This window comes from Rhizobium sp. BK538 (assembly GCF_014197575.1).
Lineage (GTDB): Bacteria > Pseudomonadota > Alphaproteobacteria > Rhizobiales > Rhizobiaceae > Rhizobium.
The window spans coordinates 259,022-272,676 of sequence record NZ_JACIFT010000002.1; the positions used below are offsets into that span (position 1 = coordinate 259,022).

At 60.4% G+C, this 13,655-nt stretch carries 13 protein-coding genes and 2 pseudogenes; 11 read left to right on the top strand and 4 right to left on the bottom strand.

What is annotated here, in order from left to right; genetic code table 11:
- Window positions 1–141: 141 nt before the first annotated feature.
- The 9 genes and pseudogenes from rsmI (at window position 142) to FHX09_RS03655 (ending at window position 8,648) form a co-directional block, all read left to right on the top strand.
- Window positions 142–1,044 carry a 16S rRNA (cytidine(1402)-2'-O)-methyltransferase gene (rsmI, locus tag FHX09_RS03615; RefSeq protein ID WP_132592017.1) on the top strand — a complete coding sequence of 301 codons (903 nt, stop codon included), beginning with the start codon at window positions 142–144 and terminating at the stop codon, window positions 1,042–1,044.
- A pseudogene (locus FHX09_RS03620) lies at window positions 1,034–1,396 on the top strand (YraN family protein). Before rsmI ends, FHX09_RS03620 begins: the two are co-directional and overlap by 11 nt.
- Window positions 1,397–1,521: 125 nt before the next feature.
- Window positions 1,522–2,820, top strand: a complete 1,299-nt coding sequence (locus FHX09_RS03625) for an extracellular solute-binding protein (protein ID WP_184449291.1) — start codon at window positions 1,522–1,524, stop codon at window positions 2,818–2,820.
- A 75-nt stretch (window positions 2,821–2,895) separates the two neighbouring features.
- A complete protein-coding gene (locus tag FHX09_RS03630) occupies window positions 2,896–3,777 on the top strand; it encodes an ABC transporter permease subunit (protein WP_132592019.1) in 882 nt (293 codons plus the stop codon).
- A gap of 9 nt (window positions 3,778–3,786) precedes the next feature.
- Window positions 3,787–4,629, top strand: coding sequence for a sn-glycerol-3-phosphate ABC transporter permease UgpE (gene ugpE, locus FHX09_RS03635; RefSeq protein WP_007799522.1), 843 nt, complete (start codon window positions 3,787–3,789; stop codon window positions 4,627–4,629).
- 11 nt (window positions 4,630–4,640) lie between these two features.
- Window positions 4,641–5,738 carry a sn-glycerol-3-phosphate import ATP-binding protein UgpC gene (locus FHX09_RS03640; RefSeq protein ID WP_007799524.1) on the top strand — a complete coding sequence of 366 codons (1,098 nt, stop codon included), beginning with the start codon at window positions 4,641–4,643 and terminating at the stop codon, window positions 5,736–5,738.
- A 103-nt stretch (window positions 5,739–5,841) separates the two neighbouring features.
- Window positions 5,842–6,351: a cupin domain-containing protein gene (locus FHX09_RS03645; RefSeq protein ID WP_132591887.1), complete on the top strand. Its 510-nt coding sequence runs from the start codon at window positions 5,842–5,844 to the stop codon at window positions 6,349–6,351.
- Window positions 6,352–6,435: 84 nt separating this feature from the next.
- Window positions 6,436–7,383 carry a glutathione synthase gene (gene gshB, locus FHX09_RS03650; protein ID WP_132591889.1) on the top strand — a complete coding sequence of 316 codons (948 nt, stop codon included), beginning with the start codon at window positions 6,436–6,438 and terminating at the stop codon, window positions 7,381–7,383.
- Window positions 7,384–7,648: 265 nt separating this feature from the next.
- Window positions 7,649–8,648: pseudogene (locus FHX09_RS03655) on the top strand (ATP-binding protein).
- A gap of 49 nt (window positions 8,649–8,697) precedes the next feature.
- On the opposite strand, the gene cysK reads toward FHX09_RS03655, so the two are convergent.
- Both cysK and FHX09_RS03665 read right to left on the bottom strand, forming a co-directional pair.
- On the bottom strand, window positions 8,698–9,660 hold the full coding sequence (gene cysK, locus FHX09_RS03660) for a cysteine synthase A (RefSeq protein WP_132591891.1): 963 nt from the start codon (window positions 9,658–9,660) through the stop codon (window positions 8,698–8,700).
- Window positions 9,661–9,793: 133 nt separating this feature from the next.
- Window positions 9,794–10,411 (bottom strand): LysE family translocator, encoded by a 618-nt coding sequence (locus FHX09_RS03665; RefSeq protein ID WP_007799536.1) that lies wholly within the window; start codon window positions 10,409–10,411, stop codon window positions 9,794–9,796.
- A 215-nt stretch (window positions 10,412–10,626) separates the two neighbouring features.
- Here FHX09_RS03665 and FHX09_RS03670 point away from each other — a divergent pair, with 215 nt between their 5' ends.
- Window positions 10,627–11,145, top strand: coding sequence for a DNA starvation/stationary phase protection protein (locus tag FHX09_RS03670; RefSeq protein WP_007799538.1), 519 nt, complete (start codon window positions 10,627–10,629; stop codon window positions 11,143–11,145).
- A 21-nt stretch (window positions 11,146–11,166) separates the two neighbouring features.
- Here FHX09_RS03670 and FHX09_RS03675 read toward each other — a convergent pair whose 3' ends face one another.
- The gene (locus tag FHX09_RS03675) at window positions 11,167–12,063 is read right to left on the bottom strand and encodes a DMT family transporter (RefSeq protein ID WP_132591893.1); all 897 of its coding nucleotides are present in this window, start codon (window positions 12,061–12,063) and stop codon (window positions 11,167–11,169) included.
- A 103-nt stretch (window positions 12,064–12,166) separates the two neighbouring features.
- Between FHX09_RS03675 and FHX09_RS03680 the strand changes: the two genes are divergently transcribed.
- On the top strand, window positions 12,167–12,637 hold the full coding sequence (locus tag FHX09_RS03680) for an Lrp/AsnC family transcriptional regulator (protein ID WP_184449293.1): 471 nt from the start codon (window positions 12,167–12,169) through the stop codon (window positions 12,635–12,637).
- 10 nt (window positions 12,638–12,647) lie between these two features.
- Here the strand turns inward: FHX09_RS03680 and FHX09_RS03685 are convergent, their stop codons facing one another.
- The gene (locus FHX09_RS03685) at window positions 12,648–13,616 is read right to left on the bottom strand and encodes a serine hydrolase (protein WP_132591895.1); all 969 of its coding nucleotides are present in this window, start codon (window positions 13,614–13,616) and stop codon (window positions 12,648–12,650) included.
- Window positions 13,617–13,655 lie beyond the last annotated feature (39 nt).

Genomic DNA, 13,655 nt, shown 5'->3' on the forward strand with positions numbered 1-13,655 from the left:
TACCAGCGGAAGCGTCAATGCAATTGCCGTTTTCCCGTGCAATGCTCACAGAAATCGCAGCGGCCTTGCCGAACTGCAAGGCCTCGCCCATAAAGGCGCGAAGCCAAAGAAAGTGAAACTATCTTGAGCAATGACGATGTGATGGCCGAAGGTGGCAGGCAACGCAGCTTCCGCCTGCACAATATGTCCATTCCGGCGCGACCATTGGAACCGGCGCTCTACCTCGTCGCGACGCCGATCGGCAATCTCGGCGACATCACATTGCGGGCGCTGGAAACGCTTGCAGGTGCGGATGTGCTGGCCTGCGAAGACACGCGCGTCACCCGCGTCCTGCTTGACCGCTACGGCATTCAAAACCGGCCCTATGCCTACCACGAACACAATGCCGATGAAGCTGGGCCACGGCTCTTGCAGGCGCTGGAATCCGGCAAGTCCGTTGCCCTGGTCTCGGATGCCGGGACGCCGCTGGTCTCGGATCCCGGCTATCGTCTGGCGCAAAAAGCCATCGAGGCAGGCTATCGCGTCATACCCATTCCAGGGGCCTCCGCGCCGCTCGCCGCTCTGGTTGGCTCCGGCCTGCCCAATGACGCCTTTCTCTTCGCCGGGTTTCTGCCGACCAAGGACAAGGCGCGTCGCGATCGGCTGGCCGAGTTCGAAGCCGTTCCCGCAACGCTGATGTTCTTTGAATCGCCGCATCGTATAGCCGCAACGCTAGCCGCCGCCGCCGATGTGCTCGGCGGTGATCGCGTTGCGTCGGTCTGCCGTGAATTGACCAAGACCTATGAGGAGTTTCGTCGTGGCACGCTGGCGGAGCTTGCTGCCCATTATTCCGACGTCGATAGCGTCAGAGGCGAGATCGTGCTCGTTATCGGTCCGCCTCCAGAGCGCCCGGTAGAACCCGCGAATGTGGATGCGATCCTGGCCGACCTGGCGAAGACCTTACCGACCTCCAAGGCGGCTGCGGAAGCGTCGCGGATCACAGGCATTTCCAAGAAGGAGCTCTACCAGCGTCTCCTCGATATGAAGGGCAGCGATGAGCGATAGGGCCAACGACCGCCGCAAGGCGCTTGGCCGGGGCCATGTCTCCGAGTATCTGGCTGCTCTTTATCTCATGCTCAAGGGCTATCGCATCGTCGCACTGGGCTATCGCACCAAGCTCGGCGAGATCGACATTATTGCACGCAAGCGCAATCTGGCGATTTTCGTGGAAGTGAAGGCGCGCCGTGACCACATGAGCGCCATCGACGCCGTGTCGCCAACGGCGCAAAACCGCATCAGAGCTGCCAGTGATCTGTGGTTGGCGAGGCAACGCGATTATGCTGTGCTTTCGTAGCGTTACGACATCGTGGCCATCCTGCCTGGCCGCCTGCCGCGGCATTTTCCGAATGCCTTCTAATGTGGATTGCAATCGCGTGCAAAAAGGTATCGATGTAACACTCCTGTCATCAAATCATTAAGGAGGCGTCATGGAAGGCCTCTATTGCACTCCTCACCCCAACAACTGGTGGAGAGGGATTAGCCATGTTCAAGAAAATTTCGATGGCGGCTGTGGCCGTAAGCTTTTCGGCATCGTCGTCCTTTGCTGCGACCAACATCACATGGTGGCACGGCATGGGCGGCCGCAACGGCGAAGTCATCAATGAGGTGGCACAGAAGTTCAACGCTTCGCAGTCCGCCTGCGCCCTGACCCCGATCAGCAAGGGTACCTACGAAGAAGCGCTTGCTGCCGGCATCGCTGCCTTCCGCTCCGGCGAACAGCCGAACATCCTCCAGGTCTTCGACGCGGGTGCTGCAACCATCATCAACGCCAAGGGCGCCGTCGTTCCGGCCGAAGACCTGATCAAGGAGGCCGGCTACAAGTTCGACCGCAATGCCTTCATTCCGGGTGTTCGCTATTTCTACGCTGCTGCTGACGGCAAGTTCGTCGGCATGCCCTTCAACTCTTCCGCGCCGATCATGTACACCAATCCGGAAGCGTTGAAGAAGGCTGGCGTCGAAGCCCCGAAGACCTGGGAAGAATTCGAGGCGATCGCTCCGAAGCTCAAGGCTGCAGGCTACATCCCGCTCGTCCAGTCGCAGCTGACCTGGGAGTTCACCGAGAACTTCTTCTCGCGCAACAACATTCAGTTCGCCACCAACAACAACGGCTACGACAGCGTCGTCGACACCAAGCTCAAGGTCACCGATCCGAACCTCATCATGATGTTCGACAAGCTGAAGGCCTGGTCCGACGAAGGCTACTTCAAGTACTACGGCGCCGGCTGGGCCGACAACCAGAAGCCCTTCGAAGAAGGCAAGGTCGCTCTCTGGATCGGTTCCTCGGGTTCCTTCGGCGGTCTGAAGAAGACGGCAACGATGCCCTTCTCGGCAACCTTCCTGCCCTACTGGGGTTCGATCAAGGGCGCTGGCACCCATAGCTTCATCGGCGGCGCCGCACTCTTTGCCATGTCCGGCAAGTCGGCTGAAGAGAACAAGTGCGTTGCGGACTTCTTCCAGTTCCTGACCTCGCCCGAGATCCAGAAGTTCTACCACCAGGCAACCGGCTACGTCGCCATCACCGAGGCAGCTTACGAGCTCGCCAAGAAGGAAGGCTACTACGACAAGGAACCGGCGGCCGAAGTCGGCATCAAGCAGCTGAAACTCGAAGACGGCGAGTGGTCGAAGGGCTATCGCCTCGGCTTCTATCCGCAGATCCGCGAAATCATGGAACGCGAATACGGCCGTATCTTCTCGGGCGAAACCTCCGTCAAGGACGCTTTCGATACCATCGAGAAGGAAGGCAACCAGCTCCTCGAGCGTTTTGCCAAGACTGCCGGCTGATAAAGCCCATTGCTGAAAACCACGGTTCCGGAGGCGCTCGCCGTCTCCGGAACCGCTTTGCAAAAAGGTCCCGCCATGAAGCGCGTGCAGTTTTCGTCGCCGACGCTGCCTTATCTCTTCCTGCTGCCGCAGATGGCGGTCATCTTTATTTTCTTCTACTGGCCGTCCGTTCAGGCGGTGAAGTCCTCGTTCTTTTTGGAAGACCCGTTCGGCTTCGGCTCGAGCTTCGTCGGCTTCGACAATTACAAGGGCGTTCTCGAAAGCGCCGAGTACCGCTCGATTGCTGGCTTCACAGCCATTTTCACGGCACTCGTCACTTTCTTCTCGCTGTCGCTAGGCTTGCTTCTCGCCGTCAAGGCCGATGCCGTCATCCGCGGCAGCTCGACCTACAAAACATTGCTGATTTCGGTCTACGCGATCGCCCCGCCGGTCGCCGGCCTGATCGGCATGATGTTCTTCGACCAGCACATCGGTCCCTTCGTGCGTTTCGCTGCCCTGTTCGGCTGGGACATGAAGATCGGTCTCAATTATTTCGACACGGCGTTTGCGATGGTGGTCGTCTCCGTCTGGAAACAGATCCCGTACAATTTCATCTTCTTTCTGTCGGGCCTTCAGGGGATTCCCGTTTCCGTTCGCGAGGCTGCGGCGCTCGACTGCCGCTCGGGTTTCCGCCGGTTCTGGACCGTCATCCTGCCGCTCTTGGCACCGACCGCCTTCTTCCTCTTCGTCATCAACGTCACCTATTCGCTCTTCGATACTTTCGGCATCGTCGACGTGATGGTGAAGGACAAGGCCGCCAACAACCCGATCACGCTCGTCTACAAGGTCTACATGGATGGCTTCCGCGGCAACGACCTCGGCGGCTCCTCGGCCCAGTCGGTGATCCTGATGATCGTCGTCTTCGTGTTGACCGTCTTCCAGTTCCGCTTCCTTGAGCGGCGCGTTCACTACAATTGAGGAGCGGGAATGTACCGTCTCAAGATAGTCGATCACATCATCCTGCTTCTCGGCGTCTTCGTCATGATGGCGCCTGTCGTCGTTGCCTTCTTCACCTCGACGCACGATGCCGCCGAGATCCATCGGCAAGGTTTGACCCTCACCTGGGGCAACCATTTCGCCGAGACCTACAGCACCGTGCTCAATCGCGAAGGCGGCTTCACCGGGCAGGTGACCGGGACGCGTATGCTGATGAACTCGTTGATCCTCGGCATCGGCTTTGCCGTCGGCAAGATCATCCTGTCGATGCTCGCCGCCTATGCGATCGTCTACTTCCGTTTCCGGCTCGGAACGCTGTTCTTCTGGATGATCTTCACGACGCTGCTGCTGCCGCTCGAAGTCCGCATCCTTCCCTCTTACGAGGTGATGCACCAGCTGCACCTGATCAACACCTATACCGGCATGATCGTGCCGCTGCTGGCATCGGCAACCGGCACCTTCTATTTCCGGCAGTTCTTCAAATCGATCCCGGACGAGTTGCTGGAAGCGGCGCGTATCGATGGCGCCGGTCCGATCAAGTTCTTCTTCGACGTGATCGTGCCGCTTTCGAAGACGATGGTGGCCGCCATCTTCATCATCATGTTCGTCTATGGCTGGAACCAGTATCTCTGGCCGATGCTGATGACCAACGACGAGAGCTTCTACACGCTGGTGCGCGGCATTAAGCAGATTCTGCTGGTCTGGGTCGGCGCGCAGATCCCCGACTACAACGAAGCCTTCGCCATCGCGATTCTCGCGATGCTGCCGCCTGTCATCATCGTCGTGGTGTTCCAGCGCTGGTTCATCAAGGGCCTCACCGAAAGCGACAAGTAAAGGAAACGCCGATGGCCGCCATCGAAATCAATCAGGTCTCCAAGATCTATACCGGGGACGTGCATGCGGTGAAATCCGTGAACATCGACATCAAGGACGGCGAGTTCATCGTCCTCGTCGGCCCCTCCGGCTGCGGAAAGTCGACGCTTCTGCGCATGGTCGCCGGGTTGGAGGAAATCTCCAAGGGCGAGGTGAAGATCGGCAACCGCGTCGTCAACAAGGTCGACCCCGCCGAACGCGACATCGCCATGGTGTTTCAGAACTATGCGCTCTATCCGCACATGACGGTCTACGACAACCTCGCTTACGGCCTGCGCAACCGCAAGACGCCGAAGGCCGAGATCGACGCCCGCGTCGCTGAAGCGGCCCGCATGCTGCAGCTCGAAGCCTATCTCGAGCGCAAGCCGCGCGCCCTTTCCGGCGGCCAGCGTCAGCGCGTCGCCATGGGCCGCGCCATCGTCCGCAAGCCCGCCGCCTTCCTGTTCGACGAGCCGCTCTCGAACCTCGATGCAAAGCTGCGCGTCTCGATGCGCGGCGAGATCAAGCGGCTGCAGCGCCGTCTCGGCACCACCTCGATCTACGTCACCCACGATCAGCTGGAGGCGATGACACTCGCCGATCGGCTGGTCGTTCTCAACGGCGGCGAGATCGAGCAGATCGGCGCGCCACTCGACGTGTACCACACCCCAGCGTCGACCTTCGTCGCGAGCTTCATCGGCTCCCCGGCGATGAATCTGCTGCAGGGCGAGCTGCATGGCGACAAGCTTGCACTGGGCCCGAACCTGATCGACCTTGGCGGTCATGCACCTGCATCCGGATCTGTCACCGTCGGTATTCGCGCCGAGGACCTGCGCCTCGCAAGCCCTGGCGAACATGCCATGACTGTTGCAGTGGACTATGTGGAAGAGCTCGGCTCCCAACGTCTCGTGCACGGAAATCTCGGCGATCAATCGCTGACGGCAGCCCTGTCTCCGGAGGCGGAATTAACGTCCGAACTGCGGCTGGTCGTGGGTGCCGAGAGACTGCATTTCTTCACTCACGACACCGGAAAGCGTATCGGCGGAACGGCTCTTCAACAGGCCATGGTGGCAAAGACGGAAATCGCCTAGTCCTTTGGGCGTTGTGATCGTTCAAATTGTAGCCACTGCTTGTACGGTGCCTTTACGACTCTCTGCTATCCCGACAAGGATCTGATAGCAGCGGGGGTTGCTCATGGGTATGCAGATGATGCTGGCCAGTGTGGTCGCGATGGCCGCGCGCGTGGTGCCTTTTCCGAATCTGCCGCAACCGGCGGCAAAGACATTTGTGGCGAAGTCCGGCGACAACCTCGTCATGCACGCGACGCCGATCAATCCAGACTGGATCGTCAGCGGCGATCCGCAGGCACGCACCGGGGAGCATTCCCGCAGTAACGACGATGCAGCCTACACGGCGATCTGGGACTGCACGGCCGGCGAATTCCGTTGGTACTTCTACTGGGACGAAACGGTGATGATTCTTGACGGCGGCGTGCACATCCTCGCCGAGGATGGCACGGAGCGCACGCTGGAGGCCGGCGACGTTGCCTTCTTCGCGGCTGGCACCTGGGCGAGCTGGAGCGTCGACAATTACGTGCGCAAGGTCGCGTTCCTCAGGAAGCCGTTTCCGAAGCCAGTTGCGCTTGCCTATCGGCTCCGCAGCCTGCTGCGCGGCGACGCTCCCAAGACCGGCATCGCGGCCTGAAGATTTCGTCTCGCGAGGCGAGCACGGCGTTGCTTTCGGGGCATCTGCAGCCTACATCTGTCCGGCATTAGCTAAGGGACGGAAATGGCCAAGATCAAGAATGTAGCGGTCCAGATGGACCATGTCGCCGGCATCAATATTGCAGGGGATTCCACCTTCGCGATGAGCCTCGAAGCGCAGGCTCGCGGCTATAAGCTCTTCCACTACACGCCCGAGCGACTGAGCTTCAGAGATGGGAATCTATACGCCACCGTCGAGCCGATGGTGTTGCGCGACGTCAAGGGCGATCACTTCGAGCTCGGAGCGCCCGAACGTGTCGATCTGTCGACGATGGATGTGATCCTGCTGCGCCAGGACCCGCCGTTCGACATGGCCTATATCACCTCGACTCACCTGCTGGAGCGGATCCACCCGAAGACACTCGTCGTCAACGATCCGGCCTGGGTGCGGAACTCTCCCGAGAAGATCTTCGTCACCGAATTTGCCGATCTGATGCCGAAGACGCTGATCACGAAGGACGCGGGCGAAATCCGTCGTTTCCGGGACGAGATGGGCGACATCATTTTGAAGCCGCTCTACGGCAATGGCGGTGCCGGCGTGTTCCACTCGACCAGGGACGACCGCAACCTATCGTCACTGCTTGAAATGTTCGGACAACTGTTCCGCGAACCCTTCATCGCGCAGCAGTACCTTCCCGACGTCCGCAAGGGCGACAAGCGCATCCTGCTTGTCGATGGCGAGCCGGTCGGTGCCATCAATCGCGTCCCCGCCGAGCACGACAGTCGTTCCAACATGCATGTCGGCGGACGTGCCGAGGCAACTGAACTGACGGCACGCGAAATCGAAATCTGCAAGCGCATCGGCCCTGCGCTTAGGGAACGCGGCTTCCTCTTTGTCGGCATCGATGTCATCGGCGACTATATGACGGAGATCAACGTCACGTCGCCGACAGGTATTCGTGAAGTGCGCAAGTTCGGCGGCGCCGATATTGCCGCTCTGCTTTGGGACGCGATTGAGCGGAAGCGCGTCTAGCGCTCCTTGGCTGCATGGCTTCGTGCGGCGAGGACGGTTTTCCGCAGTGACAACTCGCCTCTGAATGATCACGGATCCTGTCGATCCGGGTGTATCGCCTATTTTGTTCTCAAGCTATAACCGGCCACAACCTGCGCACAGCGAAGGCGAGAATCTGTTCCTTATTGTTCTTGTTTCATTCCCGTTTCTATGCAGAATTGCAATTCGCGACAATGATACGTCGTTAAGCTGCGGTGTCGTGGGTTGCGGCACAGGGGATTGGGGCATGGTCGCACGCGTCGGCGCGGTTGAATATCAGGGCATTGAGGGTGTTCCGGTCGAGGTTAAGGTCACGGTCGCACCCGGGCGGGTCGTGACGCAGATCGTCGGGCTTCCCGACAAGGCGGTTGCAGAAGGCCGCGAGCGTGTTTACGCCACGCTGCATGCCTCCGGCCTCTCACGGCCCGGCGCTTTCCGCCGCTGAACTTCTGGAAGTCTCGATGATTCATTCGGTAGCCGGACAACTATCAGGCGGAAGACTTTCGGATCGCAGCCCTTCCGGACCCCGCATCATTCGGCGAAGATGGCCGCCCTGGTGGGAGGCGGCTTGCGCGCCGAGGCCGGGCGAGGCGTCGCTCGCCCACCATGGCGTGCTGTTCCTTGGTGAGTTTCCTGAGTTTTCGCCGCAGGCGCTCGATGCCCTGCGGCAACCGTTGGAGACGGGGGCGAATGCATCATCGCCCGCGCCAATCATCGTGCGGCCTATCCCGCCAACATCCAGCTCGTCGCAGCCATGAACCCCTGTCGCTGCGGCATGGCGGGCGAACCCGGTCATAGCTGCGCGCGGCCCACGCTGCATGACGGACTACCAGGCGCGCATATCAGGTCCGCCAATGGATCGCATCGACATCCGTATCGATGTGCCTGCCGTCTCTGCCGTCGATCCTATCCGACCGATGCCTGCCGAAAGGAGCGCGGATATCGGCCGCCGCGTTGCCCGTACACGTGACATTCAGCGAAACCCTTTGAAGCAGTCGGACTCGGAGGCATCGGCACAAACGCTCGGTGTTCGACCGCCATGATCGAGAATACGCCGCACTGGATGCTGCTGGCCTGCAGTGCTCCGCGACGCGGCCGTGAAAATGAAGTTCTCGGCGCGAGGCTACTATCCGTGTGTTGAAAGTGGCGCGCACCTTGGCGGATCTCGATGGCAACGAGACCGTAGGCCGCATTCCGAGGCGATTTCCTATCGAATCGCCGGCGAGCGGCTGACGACAGCCGCCTGAAACGAAAAGGGGCGCCGAGGCGCCCCAGGTTCATTCAGGATGAGGGCGTTCAGTTGCCGAGGCCGTCGAACAGTGCGGTCGAGAGATAGCGTTCGGCAAAAGACGGAATGATGACGACGAGATTCTTTCCCGCATTCTCCTCGCGGCTGCCGACCGCGATGGCCGCGGCCAGTGCTGCGCCGGAGGAAATGCCAACGGGCACGCCTTCGAGCTTGGCAACCTCGCGGGCAAGTTCCAGCGCCTCGGGACTGCTCACCGTGATGATCTCGTCGTAGATGTGCGTATCGAGGATTGCCGGCGCAAAGCCGGCGCCAATGCCCTGAATCTTGTGAGGTCCCGGCTGGCCGCCGGAAAGAACCGGCGATTCCGCCGGCTCGACAGCGACCACCTTGATGCCGGGCTTCTTCGACTTCAGCACCTGTCCCGCCCCGGTGATGGTGCCGCCGGTGCCGATGCCGGCAACCAGGATGTCGACCGCACCCTCGGTATCGTTCCAGATCTCTTCGGCTGTCGTGCGGCGATGGATTTCTGGGTTGGCCGGGTTCTCGAACTGTTGCGGGATGATGGCATCCGGGAGCGTCGCAGCCAGTTCCTCGGCCTTCGCGATCGCGCCCTTCATCCCCTTCGGGCCCTCGGTCAGAACGAGCTCGGCGCCGAGCAGCGCCAGCATCTTGCGGCGCTCGACGGACATCGTTTCCGGCATCGTCAGGATCAACTTGTATCCCTTGGCGGCCGCAGCAAAGGCGAGCGCAATTCCGGTATTGCCGGATGTCGGCTCGATCAGGGTTGTTTTGCCAGGCGAAATCTTGCCCTGGGACTCCAGCGACTCGATCATGGCAACGCCGATACGGTCCTTGACGGAAGCAATCGGATTGAAGAATTCCAGCTTGGCGAGCAGGTTTGCCTTTACGCCCTTCGCCTTGGCGAGCTTGTCGAGCCGCACGATCGGCGTGTCGCCGATGGTTTCGGTGATCGAGGAATAGATACGGCCACGGCCCGGTTTCTTCGACATTCGGCTCTCCCTTGATGAAATGTGCGGAGAGAATAGGGTCAAAGGCGGCCGGAGACCAGTGTGGCATCACTCGCGCGAAGGCGCCTTCGGAGAAAAAATCCTTTGAAAACCGACCTTTGCCGAACGAACTTTTTCAGGCTGCGCGGGTGGCGATGAAGGCTGCCGTGCCGACCAGAATGCCAGCCGCCATCTTGTTCAGTGCCTGCAGCGCACGCGGTTGCTTCAGCATCATTCGCGCACGTGCGGCAAGCAGCATATAGGGCACCAGAACAACCAGCAGGACCACGAAGGTGGTAGCGAGCAGGATGCCGTATTCGCGAAGCCCGATGCTGTTGAGGTCGATCAGCGTTGGCACCAGCGCGACGTAGAAAAGCATGGTTTTGGGGTTGCCAAGCGTTACCAGCAGGCCGGACAGGAAGCTCATGCCGATGTTGCTTGCCTTCTTTGCTGCGACGTCCAGTGGCAGCAGTCCGGCCGTCCAGAGCTTGTAGGCGATGTAGCCGAGATAGAGCGCACCGGCGATCTTGATGACAATGAAAACTTCCGTGAAGGTTTGTGCCACGAAGGCAAGACCCAGGATAACTGCTGTCAGATAGGTCATGTCGCCAAGGACGAGACCGAGGCCCATGAAAAACGTCTCGCGGAAATTCGAGCCTAGCGCGCGGGCAACAATCGCCGTGATGCCCGGTCCCGGAATCGCCGCCGCGATGAAAAGTGCTGCTGCATAAGCGAAAAGGGCGGTGAACGACATGACGGTAGCTCCTGCTTCAACCGCCTTCTACGCCTGCGGCCTGGTACTTTCAAGGATCGGAGCTCTTGTCATCATCCTGCGGTAGCTTGCCGCTATTGACGCTGGCTGTCGCGGTTCTAGTTCCACGGCGGTGATCGATGGCTGGTGAAAGCCGACACCTTGTCAACCGCCCCAATACCCACCAATTGCCCGCCGCTCGCCAAAGGAGACACCCGATGAGCCCTACGTCAGCCGAAAAGCGCAAACTCGCCCCGCTCGCTACCCCCACGGACCTGAAGAGCAATGCCATTCAGGATATCTCAGCCGTTCTGGCTGCGTTGCTGGCGGATGTTTTTGCGCTCTACATTAAGACTAAGAATTTCCATTGGCATATGTCGGGACCGCATTTCCGCGACTATCACCTGATGCTCGACGAGCAGGCCGAGCAGATCTTCGCCACGACCGATGCGATTGCCGAGCGCGCCCGCAAGATCGGCGGCACCACGCTGCGCTCCATCGGCCATATCGGCCGCCTGCAGCGCATCAACGACAATGATGCCGAGTATGTCACGCCGGAAGACATGCTGGCGGAACTGCGCGACGACAACAGGCAGCTGGTCTCGCTGTTGCGCGAGACCCATGATGTCTGCTCCGAGCACAATGACGTCGCCACGACGAGCCTGCTGGAAGTGTGGATCGATGAGGCCGAGCGCCGCACCTGGTTCCTGTTCGAAACGACGCGGCAGCAGAAGTAATCTCGTTGGCTTCTCGGATGATCAGCTCGCCCGCGCGCGCAAAAACTGCGCGGGCGTCCAGCCAAGGTTCATGCCTGCGGCGGCGACAAGGATGACGGCTGCGCCAAGCAGCTGCATCGGCTGCAATGCATGTCCGAAGGCCAGTCGATCCACAAGGATCGCCGCGATCGGGTAGATGAATGACAGCGCGCCGGTCAGATGGATCGGCAGCTTCTGGATCGCACCGTAGAGCAGCACATACATCAGGCCGGTGTGCACGATACCCATGGTGATCAGGATCGACCATGAGGAGCCGTCCGCGGGCAGGTCCGAGAAGTTCATGGTCGGCAGCAGCATGAGTACGCCGGTGGCAACCTGGATCAGCGCGATAAGGTGCGGCGGCGTACCCTTCAGCCGCTTTGCCGCCAGCGCCGCGAGAGCGTAGAAGAATGCGGCACCAAGCGCCAGCAAGATGCCGAGGCCGTAGCCCTCGTGCCCACCAGTGGTGGCAGGCTTCGCCTCGACGATCGCCGCCATGCCGGCAAAGGCCAGCGTCAGCCAGAACAGCTTTGCGGCGGTGATCTTCTCGCCGAGAAACAAGGCGCCCAGCGCAAGCAGCATGAAGGGTTGCGTGTTGTAGACAGTCGTAGCGATCGAAATCGATGCATGGCCGTATGATGCAAAGAGCAGCAGCCAGTTGAGAACGATGGCCACGCCGCCGAAGATCGCGATACCGACCGATTTCAAGCTGATGATACCAGGTCGAAGCAGCCCCATGGCAGCGCAGACCGCAAGCAGGCTGATCGCACCGAAGAGGCAGCGCCAGAACACCACGCCGCTCACCGGCTGGCCTGACATGACCACGAACCAGCCGATTGTTCCCGATATCAGCATAGCTGCGGTCATTTGGGCGGTGCCGGTGCGGATTTCGCTATGCATCACGTTTCTCCATCTCGATAGATGAAGATTATTGCGGTCCTGTCCCGGTTTATATAGTTTGCATTAGGTTGATTGTGCCGCTCTCCTGTCATTGTGAGGAATAATGTCGGTTTCGCCTAATGATAATCCGATCGATGATGTCGATCAGAGAATATTGGAGGCGCTGGCGGAAAACGCTCGCATCTCGTTGAAGGAGCTGGCACAGGCTGCCGGGCTTTCTTCACCGAGTGCCGCCGAACGCCTCCGTCGCCTGGAAGAGCGCGGGATCATCGCGGGTTTCACCATTGATATCGACGCTGCAGCACTCGGATACCCGCTGCAGGCGATCGTACGCGTCCGTCCGCTGCCGGGACAGCTGCATGTCGTTCAGCGGATCATCCAGGACACGCCGCAGTTCGTGGAATGCGACAAGGTGACGGGAGACGACTGCTTCATCGCCCGGCTTGTCGTCCGCTCGATGGCGGAGCTCGACACGATCCTCGACAAGGTGGCGGAGAAGGCCGAAACGAACACCTCGATGGTCAAGGCATCGCCCGTCAAGCGTCGGCTGCCGCCGCTCGCAGCAAAGCCCTGAAAGGTAAGTGCTATCGGTTCGAGCGCGCCGAAATGGCAAGCCGCATCAGCTCTCCCATACGGATATGGCTGATGCCATAATCGACCCGCGCGGCGCGGTGCACAACGACGAGCTCGAGTGCCGGAACGACGATGATGTATTGCCCGCCAAAGCCGCTGGCATAAAACAGCGGCGTTTGGATGGAGAGCAGATCCTTCGGCGCATTCGCCTCCGCCGTCAGCCAGAGATAGCCATAGCCCCTGCCGCCCCCGAGATCAGAATGCGGTTGCGTTGACAGGCGAACCCAGTCCTCGGGCACAACCTGTACGCCGTTCCAGCGGCCGCCTCGCAGATAAAGCAGTCCGACCCTTGCGAAGTCGCGAGCACTCATTGCCATCTTGTAAACGGGATGCAGCGATTCGGGTCCATGCTGATAGCGGCAGTCGTCCGGCGAAAAGTCCCGCATGCCGAGGGGCGCGGCGATGCGGGCGGCAAAGCTTTCGAACAGGTTCTCGCCGGTCTGGGCTTCGAGAATCGTGCCGAGGACGTTGAAATCCCAATTGTTGTAGAACCAGAAAGAACCCGGCGGGTGGTTGCCGCGCTCCGGTCGTCCCCGCTTCGTGTCATAGACCGAAGGGAGATAGACGCCGGATCGCGCGGCGAGAAGGTTGCGAACCGTGGCCGTCCGTTCCTCTGCCGTCAGCGGCGCGACGTCGATGATACCGAGATCGGCGAGCGTGGCGGAAAGGTCGATCCGGCCGGCCTCGGCATGGATGCCGAAGAGCATGCTGATCAGGCTCTTGCGCACTGAAGCGATGCTCGACTTGTAGGCCGTGTCGCCCCAGGAAAAGGCGAGACGTCCGCCGTCGATAATCATCATCGCGGTTGATCCGCCGCGCTCCAGCTCGCGGACGAGGTTTTCCAGCACCGCGGCATCCCAGCCGCCCTCGGTACGCTGCCGCCATTCCGAATCCGGATAAATGAAGGCGACCTCCGCCATTTCAGCCCTCCTTCGATCTGCATAAGTCTCGGCTGGCAA

Excerpts from the sequence above, each read along its gene's own strand:
- FHX09_RS03640 (WP_007799524.1), top strand. The coding sequence starts at position 4,641 with ATGGCCGCCATCGAAATCAATCAGGTCTCCAAGATCTATACCGGGGAC.
- FHX09_RS03645 (WP_132591887.1), top strand. The coding sequence starts at position 5,842 with ATGGGTATGCAGATGATGCTGGCCAGTGTGGTCGCGATGGCCGCGCGC.
- FHX09_RS03685 (WP_132591895.1), bottom strand. The coding sequence starts at position 13,616 with ATGGCGGAGGTCGCCTTCATTTATCCGGATTCGGAATGGCGGCAGCGT.
- FHX09_RS03630 (WP_132592019.1), top strand. The coding sequence starts at position 2,896 with ATGAAGCGCGTGCAGTTTTCGTCGCCGACGCTGCCTTATCTCTTCCTG.
- ugpE (WP_007799522.1), top strand. The coding sequence starts at position 3,787 with ATGTACCGTCTCAAGATAGTCGATCACATCATCCTGCTTCTCGGCGTC.
- FHX09_RS03665 (WP_007799536.1), bottom strand. The coding sequence starts at position 10,411 with ATGTCGTTCACCGCCCTTTTCGCTTATGCAGCAGCACTTTTCATCGCG.
- FHX09_RS03680 (WP_184449293.1), top strand. The coding sequence starts at position 12,167 with ATGTCGGTTTCGCCTAATGATAATCCGATCGATGATGTCGATCAGAGA.
- cysK (WP_132591891.1), bottom strand. The coding sequence starts at position 9,660 with ATGTCGAAGAAACCGGGCCGTGGCCGTATCTATTCCTCGATCACCGAA.
- FHX09_RS03670 (WP_007799538.1), top strand. The coding sequence starts at position 10,627 with ATGAGCCCTACGTCAGCCGAAAAGCGCAAACTCGCCCCGCTCGCTACC.
- gshB (WP_132591889.1), top strand. The coding sequence starts at position 6,436 with ATGGCCAAGATCAAGAATGTAGCGGTCCAGATGGACCATGTCGCCGGC.
- rsmI (WP_132592017.1), top strand. The coding sequence starts at position 142 with ATGGCCGAAGGTGGCAGGCAACGCAGCTTCCGCCTGCACAATATGTCC.
- FHX09_RS03625 (WP_184449291.1), top strand. The coding sequence starts at position 1,522 with ATGTTCAAGAAAATTTCGATGGCGGCTGTGGCCGTAAGCTTTTCGGCA.
- FHX09_RS03675 (WP_132591893.1), bottom strand. The coding sequence starts at position 12,063 with ATGCATAGCGAAATCCGCACCGGCACCGCCCAAATGACCGCAGCTATG.